General features: G+C 68.0%; 16 protein-coding genes. 15 read left to right on the forward strand and 1 reads right to left on the reverse strand.

Going from position 1 to position 14,319, the window contains the following annotated elements; genetic code table 11:
- Positions 1 to 25 precede the first annotated feature (25 nt).
- The 12 genes from AB0C30_RS13490 to AB0C30_RS13545 all read left to right on the forward strand — a co-directional run bounded on the left by AB0C30_RS13490 (position 26) and on the right by AB0C30_RS13545 (position 8,199).
- Positions 26 to 373 carry a DUF742 domain-containing protein gene (locus AB0C30_RS13490; RefSeq protein WP_214641717.1) on the forward strand — a complete coding sequence of 116 codons (348 nt, stop codon included), beginning with the start codon at positions 26 to 28 and terminating at the stop codon, positions 371 to 373.
- Positions 354 to 944, forward strand: a complete 591-nt coding sequence (locus AB0C30_RS13495; protein WP_214641567.1) for an ATP/GTP-binding protein — start codon at positions 354 to 356, stop codon at positions 942 to 944. The genes AB0C30_RS13490 and AB0C30_RS13495 overlap by 20 nt, the downstream gene beginning before the upstream one ends.
- A 149-nt stretch (positions 945 to 1,093) precedes the next feature.
- Positions 1,094 to 2,644, forward strand: coding sequence for a signal recognition particle protein (gene ffh / locus AB0C30_RS13500; RefSeq protein ID WP_357942936.1), 1,551 nt, complete (start codon positions 1,094 to 1,096; stop codon positions 2,642 to 2,644).
- A gap of 220 nt (positions 2,645 to 2,864) precedes the next feature.
- Entirely contained in the window at positions 2,865 to 3,335 is a 471-nt protein-coding gene (gene rpsP / locus AB0C30_RS13505) for a 30S ribosomal protein S16 (protein WP_225290503.1), read from the forward strand.
- A 1-nt stretch (position 3,336) separates the two neighbouring features.
- Entirely contained in the window at positions 3,337 to 3,582 is a 246-nt protein-coding gene (locus AB0C30_RS13510) for an RNA-binding protein (protein ID WP_020546537.1), read from the forward strand.
- Between the two features lie 70 nt (positions 3,583 to 3,652).
- Positions 3,653 to 4,153, forward strand: coding sequence for a ribosome maturation factor RimM (gene rimM, locus AB0C30_RS13515; RefSeq protein WP_357942938.1), 501 nt, complete (start codon positions 3,653 to 3,655; stop codon positions 4,151 to 4,153).
- Positions 4,153 to 5,013 carry a tRNA (guanosine(37)-N1)-methyltransferase TrmD gene (trmD, locus tag AB0C30_RS13520; RefSeq protein WP_357942940.1) on the forward strand — a complete coding sequence of 287 codons (861 nt, stop codon included), beginning with the start codon at positions 4,153 to 4,155 and terminating at the stop codon, positions 5,011 to 5,013. The genes rimM and trmD overlap by 1 nt, the downstream gene beginning before the upstream one ends.
- Before the next feature lie 137 nt (positions 5,014 to 5,150).
- On the forward strand, positions 5,151 to 5,513 hold the full coding sequence (gene rplS, locus AB0C30_RS13525) for a 50S ribosomal protein L19 (protein WP_214641562.1): 363 nt from the start codon (positions 5,151 to 5,153) through the stop codon (positions 5,511 to 5,513).
- Between the two features lie 141 nt (positions 5,514 to 5,654).
- A complete protein-coding gene (gene lepB / locus AB0C30_RS13530; RefSeq protein WP_357942943.1) occupies positions 5,655 to 6,515 on the forward strand; it encodes a signal peptidase I in 861 nt (286 codons plus the stop codon).
- A complete protein-coding gene (lepB, locus tag AB0C30_RS13535) occupies positions 6,515 to 7,114 on the forward strand; it encodes a signal peptidase I (RefSeq protein WP_357942945.1) in 600 nt (199 codons plus the stop codon). Before lepB (AB0C30_RS13530) ends, lepB (AB0C30_RS13535) begins: the two co-directional genes overlap by 1 nt.
- Positions 7,115 to 7,167: 53 nt before the next feature.
- Positions 7,168 to 7,836 carry a ribonuclease HII gene (locus AB0C30_RS13540; protein WP_357942947.1) on the forward strand — a complete coding sequence of 223 codons (669 nt, stop codon included), beginning with the start codon at positions 7,168 to 7,170 and terminating at the stop codon, positions 7,834 to 7,836.
- Positions 7,837 to 7,875: 39 nt separating this feature from the next.
- Positions 7,876 to 8,199 carry a DUF2469 domain-containing protein gene (locus tag AB0C30_RS13545; RefSeq protein ID WP_026215037.1) on the forward strand — a complete coding sequence of 108 codons (324 nt, stop codon included), beginning with the start codon at positions 7,876 to 7,878 and terminating at the stop codon, positions 8,197 to 8,199.
- A 1,009-nt stretch (positions 8,200 to 9,208) separates the two neighbouring features.
- Here AB0C30_RS13545 and AB0C30_RS13550 read toward each other — a convergent pair.
- Positions 9,209 to 9,862 carry a maleylpyruvate isomerase N-terminal domain-containing protein gene (locus AB0C30_RS13550; RefSeq protein WP_357942949.1) on the reverse strand — a complete coding sequence of 218 codons (654 nt, stop codon included), beginning with the start codon at positions 9,860 to 9,862 and terminating at the stop codon, positions 9,209 to 9,211.
- Positions 9,863 to 10,590: 728 nt separating this feature from the next.
- Here AB0C30_RS13550 and AB0C30_RS13555 point away from each other — a divergent pair.
- The 3 genes from AB0C30_RS13555 to dprA all read left to right on the forward strand — a co-directional run bounded on the left by AB0C30_RS13555 (position 10,591) and on the right by dprA (position 14,246).
- Positions 10,591 to 10,944: a YraN family protein gene (locus AB0C30_RS13555; protein ID WP_357942951.1), complete on the forward strand. Its 354-nt coding sequence runs from the start codon at positions 10,591 to 10,593 to the stop codon at positions 10,942 to 10,944.
- Position 10,945: 1 nt separating this feature from the next.
- Positions 10,946 to 12,481, forward strand: a complete 1,536-nt coding sequence (locus AB0C30_RS13560) for a YifB family Mg chelatase-like AAA ATPase (RefSeq protein WP_357942953.1) — start codon at positions 10,946 to 10,948, stop codon at positions 12,479 to 12,481.
- Positions 12,482 to 12,557: 76 nt separating this feature from the next.
- Entirely contained in the window at positions 12,558 to 14,246 is a 1,689-nt protein-coding gene (dprA, locus tag AB0C30_RS13565) for a DNA-processing protein DprA (RefSeq protein ID WP_357942955.1), read from the forward strand.
- The last annotated feature ends 73 nt before the right edge of the window (positions 14,247 to 14,319 follow it).

Raw genomic sequence — 14,319 nt, forward strand, 5'->3', positions numbered from 1 at the left:
TCCCCATCCGCAACCCCAGCCGCAGCTGAGCTCAGATCCCGCGTCGCCGGTCCGTCCTTACGCCGTGACGGGAGGACGGACCGCGCCGCGGGTCAAGCTGGCGATGGAGGCCCTGGTCTCGTCCGCGACGGCCGAGCACCGGGAGTTCTCCCACATCACGCCGGAGTATCAGGCGATCAGCCAGCTCTGCCGGCAGGTCCGGTCGGTGGCCGAGGTATCGGCCCTGTTGCGGATCCCGCTCGGCGTGGTGCGCGTGCTGATCGCCGACATGGCGGCCGAAGGTCTGGTACGCGTACACCAGCCAGCGCTGGAGTCCGGACGGCCAGACGTAAACCTGCTCGAAAGGGTGCTCAGTGGACTTCGCAGGCTCTAGCCCCGGCCTCACCTCGACGAAGATCGTGGTGGCCGGAGGGTTCGGGGTGGGCAAGACGACGTTCGTCGGCGCGGTGTCGGAGATCATGCCGCTGACGACCGAGGCCGTCATGACGGACGCTTCGGCGGGCATCGACGACCTCGGTATGACGCCGCTGAAGTCCACCACGACCGTGGCCATGGACTTCGGCCGGGTCTCGCTCGACCGTGACCTGATCCTCTACCTGTTCGGCACGCCCGGACAGCACCGGTTCTGGTTCATGTGGGATGACCTGGTGCGTGGTGCGATCGGCGCGGTGGTGCTGGTGGACACGCGGCGGCTGGCCGACAGCTTCCCCGCGATCGACTACTTCGAAGAGGCGCAACTGCCGTTCGTCGTGGGCGTGAACGGGTGGGATGGGTCATACCCGCACAGTGACGCGGAGGTGCGCGACGCTCTCACACTGGCGCCGCACATCCCGCTGGTGCGGCTGGACGCCCGGTCGAAGGACTCGGTCAAGAGCGCGCTCATCAACCTGGTCGAACACGCGCTTACTGTCCGGATGGCGGTGCCGGGCTGGAGCGGTAGCTGACCTCGCCTGCCGCCTGGCAGGCCGCCGTCCGGGATGTCGCCGTCTGGGGCATGCTGACAGACCGGATGGCCGAGCCAGGCTGGAAGGGCTGCCGGAGCGGATAGGCTGAACCATTAGACCAACATTCGCTTCGAGGACTGGCCTACCACGTGTTCGAGACGCTTTCCGACCGGCTGACATCGGTCTTCTCCTCCCTCCGCTCCAAGGGTCGGCTGTCTGAGGCCGACATCGACGCCACCACCCGCGAGATCCGCATCGCGCTGCTCGAGGCCGATGTCGCGCTGCCGGTGGTCAAGGCGTTCGTCGCCCAGGTCAAGGAGCGCGCCCGCGGCATCGAGGTCTCCCAGGCGCTCAACCCGGCGCAGCAGGTCGTCAAGATCGTCAACGACGAGCTGATCGAGATCCTCGGCGGTGAGACGCGCCGGCTCCGTTACGCCAAGACCCCACCGACCGTCATCATGCTCGCGGGCCTGCAGGGCGCCGGTAAGACCACGCTGGCGGGCAAGCTCGCCAAGTGGCTGCGCGAGCAGGGCCACGCGCCCATGCTCGTCGCCGCGGACCTCCAGCGCCCCAACGCCGTGCAGCAGCTCCAGGTCGTGGGCGAGCGCGCGCAGGTGGCCGTCTACGCGCCCGAGCCCGGCAGCGGCGTCGGCGACCCGATCCGGGTCGCCCGCGCGTCGATCGACGAGGCCAAGCGCGCGCAGCACGACGTCGTCATCATCGACACCGCCGGCCGTCTGGGCATCGACCAGGAGATGATGCGGCAGGCCGCCGACATCCGCGACGCGGTCTCTCCCGACGAGGTCCTGTTCGTGGTCGACGCCATGATCGGCCAGGACGCCGTGACGACGGCCCAGGCGTTCATGGAGGGCGTCGGCTTCGACGGGGTGGTGCTCACCAAGCTCGACGGCGACGCCCGTGGCGGTGCCGCGCTGTCGGTCAGGCACATCACCGGCCGGCCGATCATGTTCGCGTCGACCGGTGAGAAGCTCGAGGACTTCGACGCCTTCCACCCCGACCGGATGGCCTCCCGCATCCTCGACATGGGTGACATCCTCACCCTGATCGAGCAGGCCCAGAAGACCTTCGACGAGGAGCAGGCCGCCAAGATGGCGGGCAAGCTCACCTCGGGCGAGAACTTCACGCTCGAAGACTTCCTCGAGCAGATGATGATGGTCCAGAAGATGGGCCCGATCAAGAACCTGCTCGGCATGATGCCCGGCATGGGGCAGATGCGCGACCAGCTCAACTCCATCGACGACCGCGATCTCGACCGCATCGCGGCCATCATCCGCTCGATGACGCCGGGCGAGCGCCAGGACCCGAAGATCATCAACGGCTCCCGCCGTGCCCGCATCGCCGCCGGCTCCGGTGTGACGGTGAGCGCCGTCAACAACCTGGTGACGCGGTTCTTCGACGCCCAGAAGATGATGAAGAAGATGGCGGGGGGCATGGGCATCCCCGGCATGCCGGGCGGCCGGGGCAAGGTGGCCAAGGCTCAGAAGAAGGCCAAGAAGGGGCGGCGCGTGAGCGGCGACCCGCGCAAGGCCGCTCTGGGCAAGGGCGACTCGGCTCCCGCCGAGCCGCAGCAGCCGGCCAAGGGCGGTCTGCTGGGCAACCTGGGCGGGAAGCTGCCTCCGGGCATGGAGCTGCCGCCGGGCTTCGACCCCAGCAAGTTCAATCTCCCGGGCCAGAAGTAGCAACTTTTCTGGATATTCCGGGTTTAAGAGTGCGGCGACCCGCGCCTGCGGGTCGTGCGCAGTCCTGTGCGTCTGGCACAATGACATGTTGGAACACCGTGGCCAGGTGGGTGCCCTCTCACCTCCCGCCGGTCATGCCTGTCCCTGGAGCGGACTCCCATCGTGCCCCACTCGATGTGATGCCGTTCACCCACGCTCGAATGCAGGAGAGACCACACCAGTGGCAGTCAAGATCAAGCTCAAGCGGCTCGGCATGATCCGTAGCCCTCAGTACCGCATCGTCGTCGCCGACAGCCGCACCAAGCGTGACGGCCGGGCGATCGAAGAGATCGGCCTGTACCACCCGAAGGAAGACCCTTCGCGCATCGAGGTCAACGCCGAGCGCGCGGCCTACTGGCTCGGTGTCGGCGCGCAGCCGACCGAGCCGGTGCTCAAGCTGCTCAAGCTGACCGGTGACTGGCAGAAGTTCAAGGGCGAGGCCGCCCCTGCGCCGATGAAGGTCGCCGAGGCGGCGCCCGACCGTCACGCCCTCTACGAGGCCGCGGCCAAGGAGACGCTGTCCGGTGGCGACACCGGCACGTCCGCCACCACGCCGAAGAAGGCTCGCAAGAAGGACGAGACGGCCGAGGCCGCCCCCGTCGAGGCCGCTGCCGCCGCTCCCGCCGAGACCAAGACCGAGGGCGAGGCCTGACGTGCTCGAGGAGGCTCTCGAGCACCTCGTTAAGGGCATCGTCGAACATCCCGACGATGTCCGGGTCCGCGCACGCCGCATTCGCAGCGGGCGCGTCCTGGAGGTCCGGGTGCACCCCGAGGACCTGGGCAAGGTCATCGGTCGCGGTGGGCGCACCGCCAAGGCGCTGCGCACTGTCGTGAATGCCCTGGCCGACGGGAAGTACGTCCGGGTCGATCTGCTCGACCTGGACGAAGCCGTCCGTTAGCGTCAGGTTCCTGCGCCCTCATCGGTTTCTTGCCGATGGGGGCGCTTGCTTTAGAAAAGGTGGGTTCAGGGTGCAGTTGGTCGTCGGCCGGATAGGCCGCCCGCACGGAGTACGCGGTGACGTGACCGTGGAGGTGCGTACCGACGATCCCGAGCTCCGCTTCGCCGTCGGCGCGGCCGTCGCCACCGATCCCGCCGACAGGGGGCCACTGGTCATCGAGAGCCGCCGCTGGCACAAGGGCGCGCTGCTGATCACTTTCGCCGGGGTGACCCAACGCGACACGGCCGAGGAACTCCGCGGCACGATGTTGGTCATCGACTCCGACGAGGTGACGCCCTCCGACGACCCCGACGAGTTCCACGATCACCAGCTCATCGGGCTCACGGTCGTCACCGTCTCCGGGGAGGCCGTCGGCGAGGTCACCGACGTGCTCCATCACGGTCAGGACCTCCTGGTCGTACGGCGGAGCGGCCAGGACGACGCGCTCATCCCGTTCGTCAGGGCGCTGGTGCCCGAGGTCGATCTCGAAGGCGGCCGGCTCGTCGTCGACCCGCCCGATGGGCTGCTGTGATGCGGCTCGACATCGTCTCGATCTTCCCCGAATACTTCGCGCCGCTCGACGTCTCCCTCATCGGCAAGGCCCGCGAGCGCGGCACCCTCGACGTCCGGGTACACCAGCTCCGCGACTGGGCGCACGACGTGCACAAGACCGTGGACGACACCCCCTACGGCGGCGGACCCGGCATGGTCATGAAGCCCGAGGTGTGGGGCGAGGCCATCGACGCGGTGATCGCCGGCGGCTCGCCGACCACGGTCACTGAGGGCGGCCCGTCGACCACGGTCACCGGGGGCGGTTCACCGGCTGCGGTCGCTGGGGGCGGCTTGCCGCGTCTGATCGTGCCCACGCCGAGCGGGCGGCCGTTCACCCAGGAGCTCGCCCAGGAGCTCGCCGACGAGCCCTGGCTGCTGTTCGCGTGCGGGCGCTACGAGGGCATCGACTCGCGTGTCATGGCCGAGTACGGCCTGCGCCTGCGCGTCGACGAGATCAGCATCGGCGACTACGTGCTGGCCGGCGGCGAGGTCGCGACGCTGGTGATGGTGGAGGCCATCGGCAGGCTGCTGCCCGGCGTGCTCGGCAACGCCCACTCGGCCGTCGACGACTCCTTCGCGCCGGGGGCCATGCGCAACCTCGTCGAAGGCCCCGTCTTCACCAAGCCGCCGGTCTGGCGGGGGCACGAGGTGCCGCCCGTACTCCTGTCCGGGCATCACGGGAAGGTCGCGCGGTGGCGGCGTGACGAGGCGCTGCGCCGTACCGTCGCCAACCGGCCCGAGCTGGCGGCGGCGCTCGACCCCGAGACGCTCGACAAGCACGACCGGCGGCTGCTGGAGGAGCTCTCGTTTCGCTTCCAGCCGGAAGATATGGCAAACTGAAGCGCTACCGACCATCATGTGGTTGGTCTGCCATGCCCGGGGGACAGTCCCGGGTTCATCGAATCAGCAGGCGCGTCCGCCGCGAGCTCAGGCCGGGTGGACCTCCGCGTGCTCGCGAGGACTTGAGGACAGCTCTCATGCACACGAAGATTCAGGAGCTCGAGAAGGCGACCCTGCGCGGCGACGTGCCGGATTTCCGCCCCGGTGACACGCTCGAGGTTCACGTCCGCGTCGTCGAAGGAAACCGCTCCCGCGTCCAGGTCTTCAAGGGCTTCGTGCTGCGCAGGCAGGGCAGCGGCGCCCGCGAGACCTTCACGGTCCGCAAGGTCAGCTACAGCGTCGGCGTCGAGCGGACCTTCCCCGTGCACAGCCCGATCATCGAGAAGATCGTGCTCGTGACCCGCGGTGACGTGCGTCGCGCCAAGCTTTACTACATGCGCGATCTGCGCGGCAAGGCCGCCCGGATCCGCGAGAAGCGCGAGGCCGTGCCCGCCAAGTGACACAGACCTTTCCGAATGGCCCGCGTCTTGCGCGGGCCATTCGGCTTTGCAGGGGCATTTCCTTTATGTGGAGCGACTCGGGCGCGGGTGTAACGTCGGTCGAGACTTGTCGAGCCGACGCATCATCTAGGCTCGTCAGCGATGACTAGCGAGAGCCAGGAGCACGGCGCGTCGCGCCGCCCTGTCAAGGACGAGGTGGACGTGGTCGCCGAAGAAACAGAGAAGCCAGCAAAGGGCGGCAAGAAGGACAAAAAGGGATCGTTCTGGAAAGAACTTCCCGTCCTGGTCGTCGTGGCGCTGGTGTTGGCCCTGATCATCAAGACGTTCGTGATCCAGGCCTTCTACATCCCGTCGGAGTCGATGGAGAACACTCTCCTGAAGAACGACCGGGTCCTGGTGAACAAGATGGTCTACCACACGCGTGACATCGAGCGCGGCGACGTGGTGGTGTTCTCGGGCGTCGACTCCTGGGACGGCGAGTTCGAGATGGAGGAGCCGTCCAACCCGGTCGCGGCGTTCTTCCGCTGGGTCGGCACCGCGTTCGGCGTGGTGCCCGGCGAGAAGGACTACATCAAGCGGGTCATCGGCGTCGGCGGCGACCACGTCAAGTGCTGCGACCCCAAGGGGCGCATCACGGTCAACGGCGTGGCGATCGACGAGGGTGGCTATCTCTATCCGGGCAATGTGCCCTCCGACAAGTTCTTCGACATCAAGGTGCCTGAGGGGCGGCTGTGGGTGATGGGCGACCACCGCTCGGTGTCGCTCGACTCGCGCTCGCACCAGGGTGATCCGGGCGGCGGCTCGATTCCCGTGGGCCAGGTGGTCGGGCGGGCGTTCGTCATCGTCTGGCCGTTCAACAGGGCGACCACGCTGCCCATCCCCGACACGTTCGCGCAGCCGGCGTTGCAGGCGCTGGGCGGCTCCGTGCCGCTGGTCGCCGGGTTCGCGGGAGCACTACCCTTGGTGCTGATCCGTCGGCGCAGGCGAAGCAGGAGGCCCTGATGTCCTTCACCAAGAAGGCGGCGGCGGGGGATGACAAGAAGAAAAAGGGCGGCTTCCGCGAGACGATCCTGCTGCTGGTCCTCGGCGTCGGCATCGCGCTGCTGTTGCAGGCGTACGTCATCGGATCGTTCTACATCCCGTCGGAGTCGATGGAGAACACCCTGCTGATCAACGACCGGGTGTTCGTCAACAAGCTCTCGGGCAAACCCGAACGCGGCGACATCATCGTGTTCAAGGGCTGGAACGGCGAGGACACCATCAAGCGGGTCATCGGCATCGGCGGCGACAAGGTGGCCTGCTGCGACGCCAAGAAGCGGGTGACGGTCAACGGCACCCCGCTGGATGAGGAGTCCTACCTCTATCCGGGCGACTTCCCATCGGATCCGGGCGAACCATTCAAGTACACCGTGCCGCCCGGCAAATTGTGGCTGATGGGCGACCACCGCAGCGCCTCCGCCGACTCGCGCAGCCACGTCGAGGAGCCCGGGGGCGGGTTCATCTCGGAGGACGCGGTGGTCGGCAAGGCCGTCATGCGCTACTGGCCGCTGTCGCGAGGCAGCATCTTCATGCACCCTGACACCTTCGCCAAGGTCAAATAGCGGCGGCTCCCAGTCGCGGTTTGCGGCGATTGGGGCGTACGCTGCCTCTTGTCATGACAGTTGCGTTCCGCCCTCGGCCCAGCGTTGTCCGGCGTGATTCCGGACTCTATGCCTACGAGCGGGCATTGGCCCGCCGTGGCTTGACCCCGATCGCCGGGGTCGACGAAGCAGGCCGGGGGGCCTGCGCCGGTCCGCTGGTGGTCGCCGCGACCATCCTGCGCAGGCCGATCGAGGGTCTCAACGACTCGAAACTGCTGGTGCCGGCCGTACGAGAACGGCTCTATGACCTGATCATGGACTCGGCGCACGTCGGGATCGTCGTCATTCCGCCGGCGGAGATCGACGCGCGAGGGCTGCATAAGAGCAACGTGGCCGGAATGCGCCGGGCCGTCGCGCGGTTGACCTGTGACCCGGGGTACATCCTCACGGACGGCTTCCCCGTCCCGGGCCTGCCGGCGCCTTCGCTGGCGGTGTGGAAGGGGGACCAGGTGGCCGCCTGCGTGGCGGCGGCCTCGATCGTGGCCAAGGTCACCAGGGACCGCATGATGATCGAACTGGACGCCGAGTTCCCGGGTTACGGCTTCGCCGAGCACAAGGGGTACGTCACTCCCGGACATCGGCTGGCGCTGGAGACGAACGGGCCGTGCTCCCACCACCGTTACTCCTTCGTCACGGTGGCCAGGGAGATGGGGGAAAATGAAATGGGGGCCGGGGTTGCCTGACCAGGCGAACCGGAAGACCGGTACGACAGGAGGACCGCGATGAGCGCAGAGGATCTCGAAAAGTACGAAACCGAGATGGAGCTGCAGCTTTACCGCGAATACCGCGATGTCGTCGGGCTGTTTACGTATGTCGTGGAGACGGAACGGCGCTTCTACCTGACCAACTCGGTAGACCTCGACGTCCGGACCGCGGAGAACGGGGACGTGTTCTTCGATGTGAAGATGCAGGATGCTTGGGTTTGGGATATGTACCGGCCGGCGCGGTTTGTGAAGAATGTACGGGTGGTCACGTTCAAGGACGTCAACGTCGAAGAACTGGCCAAGGCCGACCTGGAGATGCCGAAGGAGGGGTTCTCGGGGTAGGCGCTTTTTGAGGGTGTTCGTTCGGGGTGGCTCGGTTTGTTGGAGCGGGTTGCTGTGGGCGGCTGTCCGGTGGGAGGACAGTGCCTTGGGGGGCCGGAACACCCGTGGCCGGGGCCCTGCCAGCCCTGAGGCCCGTCCAGGCCCGCCCTGAAGGGTTCACCGTCCAGGGCCGTCTCGAAGGGTCACCGTCCGGGCCAGCCCTGAAGGGTCGCCCATGGGCCAGCATGGCCACCCACCTGCTCGGCCACTCGCTCGCTGGGAGCCACTCACTCACTCGGGGTCAGTCACCCCGGTTCCTCACACGTCCGCCCGTGGCCAACCGGCTGGCCGTCATGGCTCATCGAACGGGCCGATCCATAGCCCCGCCGCCGGGGTCTGCCCGCAGTCAGCCGCTGGGCATCACAGCCACGACAGCCCGCCACCTGCTGGGCCACACGCTCAATCGGGGGTCAGTCGCCCGGTTCCCGCGCGCTCACGGATATCCGACTGCCTGGCCGCCATAGCCAATCCACAATCACCCGCCGGGGCCTACCCGTAGCCGGCCGCCCGGGCACCGCAGCCACACGGTCACCCGCCAGCCCGCCCGCCCCCCGAACCACTCATCCAACTTGGGGTCGACGCCGTGGTTCCTCGCACGTCCGCCCGTGACGAACCGCCGGGCCGTCAGGGCCCATCGACCGGGCCGATCCACAGCCGCGCCGGGCCTACCCACAGCCAACCACTGGGCGCCGCAACCACTTGGCTACCCGCCCGGGTCCCTTCCTCCTAGGCACTCGCGGGATCCCCAGAGGGCCGCCCGTTAGGGCGCCAGCTCCTCATGGGCCCCAAGCACAGCCCCCTGCCGGCCACCCCCATAGCCCTCTCTAGGGCCCATAGAACCCCACAGGCCGTAGACCCCTTGCGGACCGTAGAACCCCACGGGCCGTAGAACTCCACGGGCCGTAGACCCTGCGGGCCGTAGAACCCCACAGGCCGTAGACCCTGCGGGCCGTAGCCCACGGTGAACCGCTCAACCGAGGATAAGCGGGAGCTTAGCGGCGAAATCACCCAGCGCGGCCTTCTCCGCGTCGGTCGGCGTACGACGTCCGGTGCCGATCAGCAGCGCGTCCTTGTCAGAGAACGAGGCGGGAAACGAGGTCCCGCCGATCTTCTCAAGCGACGCGCGCGCCGCCACGAGGGTCTCGGCGGGCGGCTCGGCGGCCGACGGCAGATGCGCGATCAGGTCGAGGTGGTGCAAGGTCCATTCGAGCACGTACGCGGACAGATAGTCGCCGACGGTCAGCACCTCGTCGCGTGTACTGACGTGCACGGCGGGATCGGCGAGTTCGGCAGCACGACCAGCGGCGGAACCGACGTCGTCGAGATGGAACTTGAGCAACCGCGGCTCGCCGTACGCGGCGGCCAACCGGGGGATCAGCGCATCGAGCGGGTCCTCGCCGGTCGGGGGCTCGACAAGGTTCCAGTAGGTGACCGCGTCCACGGTCGGCTCGGTTTCTACGGGCGTGACCAGCGTGATCAGTACGTCCTGGGCGTCGATGACCAGGTGGCACGCCAGGTCTCGAACGAGCCAGCCGACACAACCGGACGGCCGCTCGAAGTCCTCATCCGGGATTTCGGCGACCGCCGTACGCAACGCCGTCCAAGAGCGTGAGAAGAGATCCACTGCGGCACGGTAATGCCGGACGCGAACGGCGGACAAGCGTAATAGAACGCCCGATTCACGTACCCGGACGGTTGTTCGCGCATCTCGGCGGCCTCCCACGTTAACTAGCGCAGCTCACCCGCCACCACCTGCTCCGCCACAGGCCACCCGCAACGCGACGGGCCACTCGCAATCCCCGCAGTCACCCGCACTCGCACTGTCGCTCCACTGCCACCTGCACCCGTACAGCCACCCGCACTCCCCGCGGTCACCCGCTACAGCCGTCCCGCAGCCGCCATGGGGCCCCTGACCGACGCAGGCCGGTCAGCCGCACCGCCGTAAGCCACCCGCGCTCCCCGCGGTCACCCGCTACAGCCGTCCCGCAGCCGCCACGGGGCACCCGCACCGCCGCAGGCCGGTCACCCGCACCGCCACTGACCACCTGCACCTGCCACAGGCCACTCAGGGCGGATGGATCACCTGGACCGATTCATTCTGGGCGGATGGATCACCTGGGTCGGCTCATTCTGGGCGGGTGGCTTACGGCGAGGCCATCCGGAGCAGCCATTCGGCGAGGCCACCCGGAGCGGCAGCGCACCTCACCCGGCGCCTGGCGCGTTGCCAGATGCCCAACCCCGCCCCCGACTTATCCACAACCCCCGGACCCACAGCCCCCTCTGTCCACAGAACCTCGCTCGGCCCCAATCGCCCATCCCCGATCCGCGAAAGTCAGGGCCCGGAGGTGCCACATGGCCGCGAGGAACGACCTCGGCAAACACGGCGAGCAGCTCGCCGTCAACTACCTGGAAGCCGAGGGAATGACCATTATCGAACGCAACTGGCGTTGCCGCCACGGCGAGATCGACGTCATCGCCGAGGACGGCCCCAACCTGGTCGTGGTAGAGGTCAAGACCAGATCCAGCCGATCACACGGCACAGCCCTGGAGTCGGTACGACCGGCCAAACTGGCCAAGCTCCGCATGCTCGCCGCCAAATGGCTCATGACCCAGCCCCGCGCCTTCGACACGGTCAGAATCGACGTGATCGCCCTGGAGCGCTTCGCCGGTGACTACTCCCTCCAGCACGTACGGGGGGCGATCTGAGATGGCAGTCGCGAGGACCCGCAGCGTGGCCCTGGTCGGCGTCAAAGGCCGCAGCGTGGAAGTGGAAGCCGATGTGGGCAACGGCTTGGCGGGGATCCACCTCATCGGCCTGCCGGACATGGCACTCAGCGAGGCCAGAGAACGGGTCAGATCAGCGATGGTCAACAGCCATTTCCCCTGGCCAGACGCCCGCATCACAGTAAGCCTCTTCCCCGCAAGCCTTCCCAAGCGTGGCAGCCAGTTCGATCTCGCCATAGCCGTGGCCATACTGGGCGCCGCCGGGGTGGTCCCCGCCGACCGGGTCGCGGAGCCTTTCTTCCTCGGCGAACTCGGCCTCGACGGACGCCTGAGACCCGTGCGTGGCGTTCTCCCGTCGGTGCTGGGCGCTGCCGAGCACGGAGACGTCACGGTGGTCGTCCCCGCCGCGAACTCGGCGGAAGCGGCGCTGGTGCCCGATGTCAAGGTGGCGCCGTTCACCGACCTGCGCCAGCTGGTGGAGTGGCTACGACGGGGAGACGACCTGCCCGAGTGGCACATCCAAGACGTTCCAGAGCCGCCTCAGCCGACCATTCAGCCCGCCGTCGACCTGTCCGACGTGGCCGGCCAGCCGGTAGCCCGCCGAGCACTTGAGATATGCGCGGCGGGAGGCCACAACCTCTGGATGCTCGGCCCGCCCGGCACAGGCAAGACCTTGCTGGCCGAACGCCTCCCCACACTCCTCCCTGACCTGGAGCTGGACCACGCCCTTGAGGTGACGGCCATCCACTCGGTGGCAGGCGTACTCCCGGCCAGCAGCCCCATGCTGAGCAGACCGCCGTTCGTCAGCCCTCACCACACCGCCACGGCGGCGGCCATCATCGGCGGCGGCAGCACCGTCATACGCCCCGGCGCGGTCTCTCTCGCCCACCGGGGAGTCTTGTTCATGGATGAAGCCCCCGAATTTCCCCGCCATATCCTCGACTCCCTCCGCCAGCCCCTGGAGGCCGGTCGCGTGACGGTGTGCAGATCAGCGGGCTCCGTCACCTTCCCGGCCCGCTTCATGCTCGTTCTCGCCGCCAACCCCTGTCCTTGCGCTCAGCCCCAGGACCAGGGCGAAAGCTGCCAGTGCTCACCCACGATGAGACGCCGCTACCTGGCCAGACTGTCCGGCCCGCTTCTCGACCGCGTAGACATGAAGGTCACAGTCGCCCGTACGTCCAGACGCGAGCTCATGGCCGACCGCCAGTTCGTCGAACCGAGCAAGATCGTGGCCGAGCGCGTGCTGGCAGCCCGCCAACGAGCCGCCAAACGCCTGGCCGGCACCGCCTGGCGCACGAACGCCGAAATCCCGTCCGCCGCCCTCCACGCCGACTACCGCCCTTCAGACGCCGCCATGAAGTGCATGACGACCGCCCTCGACTCGGGCGCCCTCAGCGCGCGCGGCCTCGATCGCGTCCTACGAGTCGCGTGGACCCTTACGGACTTGGCCGGCAAACCCCGCCCCGAAGACACGGAAACGTCGACAGCCCTCGCCTTGTGGCTGGGGGTGAACACGTGACCCCTCAACCCGCCGCGCAGCCACCACCGAGGCCCGGCGCACCCGAAGCCCGCATTCCCACCCCTCAGGAGCGTCGATGACGAGAGCAGAAGTGGAGGCGAGGGCCGCGCTCATGCGCGTAGCCGACGCTGGAGACCCGACGATGGGTCGCCTCGTCGCCTGCTGCGGCGCCGAGGCAGCAATCGACGCGGTACGTACGGAGACCCTCCCGCCCGATTTCATCTCCCAGGAAACCCAAGACCACCACATCCCGGACCCCGGCCAACGCCGACTGGCGGACCCCAGCGGGCAGCACCTTCCGGACCTCACCCAACACCGACTGGTGGACCCCAGCGGGCAGCACCTCCTGGACCCCACCCAACGCCGACGGGCGGACCTCAACGGGCAGCACATCTCGGACGCCCCCCAGCACCAATTGTCGGATCCCACCCGGCAGCACATGCCGGACCCGACTCAGCCACACATCCCGGACCCAATGTGGCAGCACATCGCAGCCGACCTCACCCAACGTCAGCTAAATGACCCAAGCCGACAACACGGAGACAATCCCACCCAGAGGCAGACCACAGACTCCGGGGGGCAATGCGGAACGACGACCATCCCCCAGCAACGGATCTCCGACTCCACTCAGCAGCACGTCACAGGCCCCGGCCAGCAACTCGGCACGGCCTTCACAGAGCGTCGCATAACAGAGCTCACCCAGCGACTACGCGCCTGGCGCGCCCGTCTGGAGTCCGCCGATCCCGCAGCCGACCTCGCCAACGGCGAACGAAGCGGCGCCAGATTCATCATCCCCGGCAGTCCAGAATGGCCTACTCAGCTGGACCAACTCGGACCGCGCCGCCCTCTCGGCCTGTGGCTCCACGGCTCGGCCGACCTGCGCTTCTCCTGCCTGCGATCGATCGCCGTCGTCGGCGCACGAGCTGCCACGGCGTATGGTGTGCACGTCGCGGCTCAGTTCGCCGTGGGATTCAGTGACTCCGGCTGGACCGTGGTCTCGGGCGGTGCGTTCGGGATCGACGGCGCGGCCCATCGCGGCAGCCTGGCCGCCGACTCTCCGACGGTCGTCGTCCTGGCCTGCGGCGTCGACGTCAGCTACCCGACCGGACATCACGAACTGTTCGCCGCCGCCCGCGACCAGGGCGTTGTGGTCAGCGAGTGCCCTCCCGGCGTACACCCCACCCGTGCGCGCTTCCTCATCAGAAACCGGTTGATCGCCGCCCTGTCACGAGGCACCGTCGTAGTGGAGGCGGCACTCCGCAGCGGCGCACTCAACACAGCCGGTCACGCTTTGTCACTGCAACGCCACCTGGCGGCTGTGCCAGGCCCGATCACCTCCACCATGTCGGCCGGCTGCCACCGCCTCCTTCGCGAACGCAAGGCCGTCTGTGTCACTTCGCCAGAGGAAGTGATCGAACTGGTCGGTTCGATAGGCGACGACCTAGCCCCCCAAACTCGCGGCCCGGTCGTCCCACGAGACACACTGAGCGAGACAACCAGCCGGGTCCTCGACGCCATCCCCACACGCGGCGCCGCAGGCCCCGCCTCCATCGCCGTAGCGGCCGGAGTCTCTCTGGACACGGCCCTGAGCGCACTGGGCGGCCTGGCCGCCGCAGGCTACATAGAACGAGTGGCCAAGGGCTGGCGCACCCGCAAAACGCCATCAAGGACGTACGTGAAGGCCGACGAAACAGCACCTCCTAGGCAGTACCCCTCAGACCTAACAGATGACGACGATCTCCCACCTTCACCCGACGATCCGTGAACTTCCGCGGGCAGTCCACACCCATGTGCCAGCGAGTCGCCCATGACCGTAGGCGATACTCCCCGGCGAAGGG

This window comes from Nonomuraea sp. NPDC048901 (assembly GCF_040649695.1).
GTDB lineage: Bacteria > Actinomycetota > Actinomycetes > Streptosporangiales > Streptosporangiaceae > Nonomuraea.

Excerpts from the sequence above, each read along its gene's own strand:
- trmD (WP_357942940.1), top strand. The coding sequence starts at position 4,153 with ATGCGGCTCGACATCGTCTCGATCTTCCCCGAATACTTCGCGCCGCTC.
- rplS (WP_214641562.1), top strand. The coding sequence starts at position 5,151 with ATGCACACGAAGATTCAGGAGCTCGAGAAGGCGACCCTGCGCGGCGAC.
- lepB (WP_357942943.1), top strand. The coding sequence starts at position 5,655 with ATGACTAGCGAGAGCCAGGAGCACGGCGCGTCGCGCCGCCCTGTCAAG.
- lepB (WP_357942945.1), top strand. The coding sequence starts at position 6,515 with ATGTCCTTCACCAAGAAGGCGGCGGCGGGGGATGACAAGAAGAAAAAG.
- AB0C30_RS13540 (WP_357942947.1), top strand. The coding sequence starts at position 7,168 with ATGACAGTTGCGTTCCGCCCTCGGCCCAGCGTTGTCCGGCGTGATTCC.
- AB0C30_RS13545 (WP_026215037.1), top strand. The coding sequence starts at position 7,876 with ATGAGCGCAGAGGATCTCGAAAAGTACGAAACCGAGATGGAGCTGCAG.
- AB0C30_RS13555 (WP_357942951.1), top strand. The coding sequence starts at position 10,591 with ATGGCCGCGAGGAACGACCTCGGCAAACACGGCGAGCAGCTCGCCGTC.
- AB0C30_RS13560 (WP_357942953.1), top strand. The coding sequence starts at position 10,946 with ATGGCAGTCGCGAGGACCCGCAGCGTGGCCCTGGTCGGCGTCAAAGGC.
- dprA (WP_357942955.1), top strand. The coding sequence starts at position 12,558 with ATGACGAGAGCAGAAGTGGAGGCGAGGGCCGCGCTCATGCGCGTAGCC.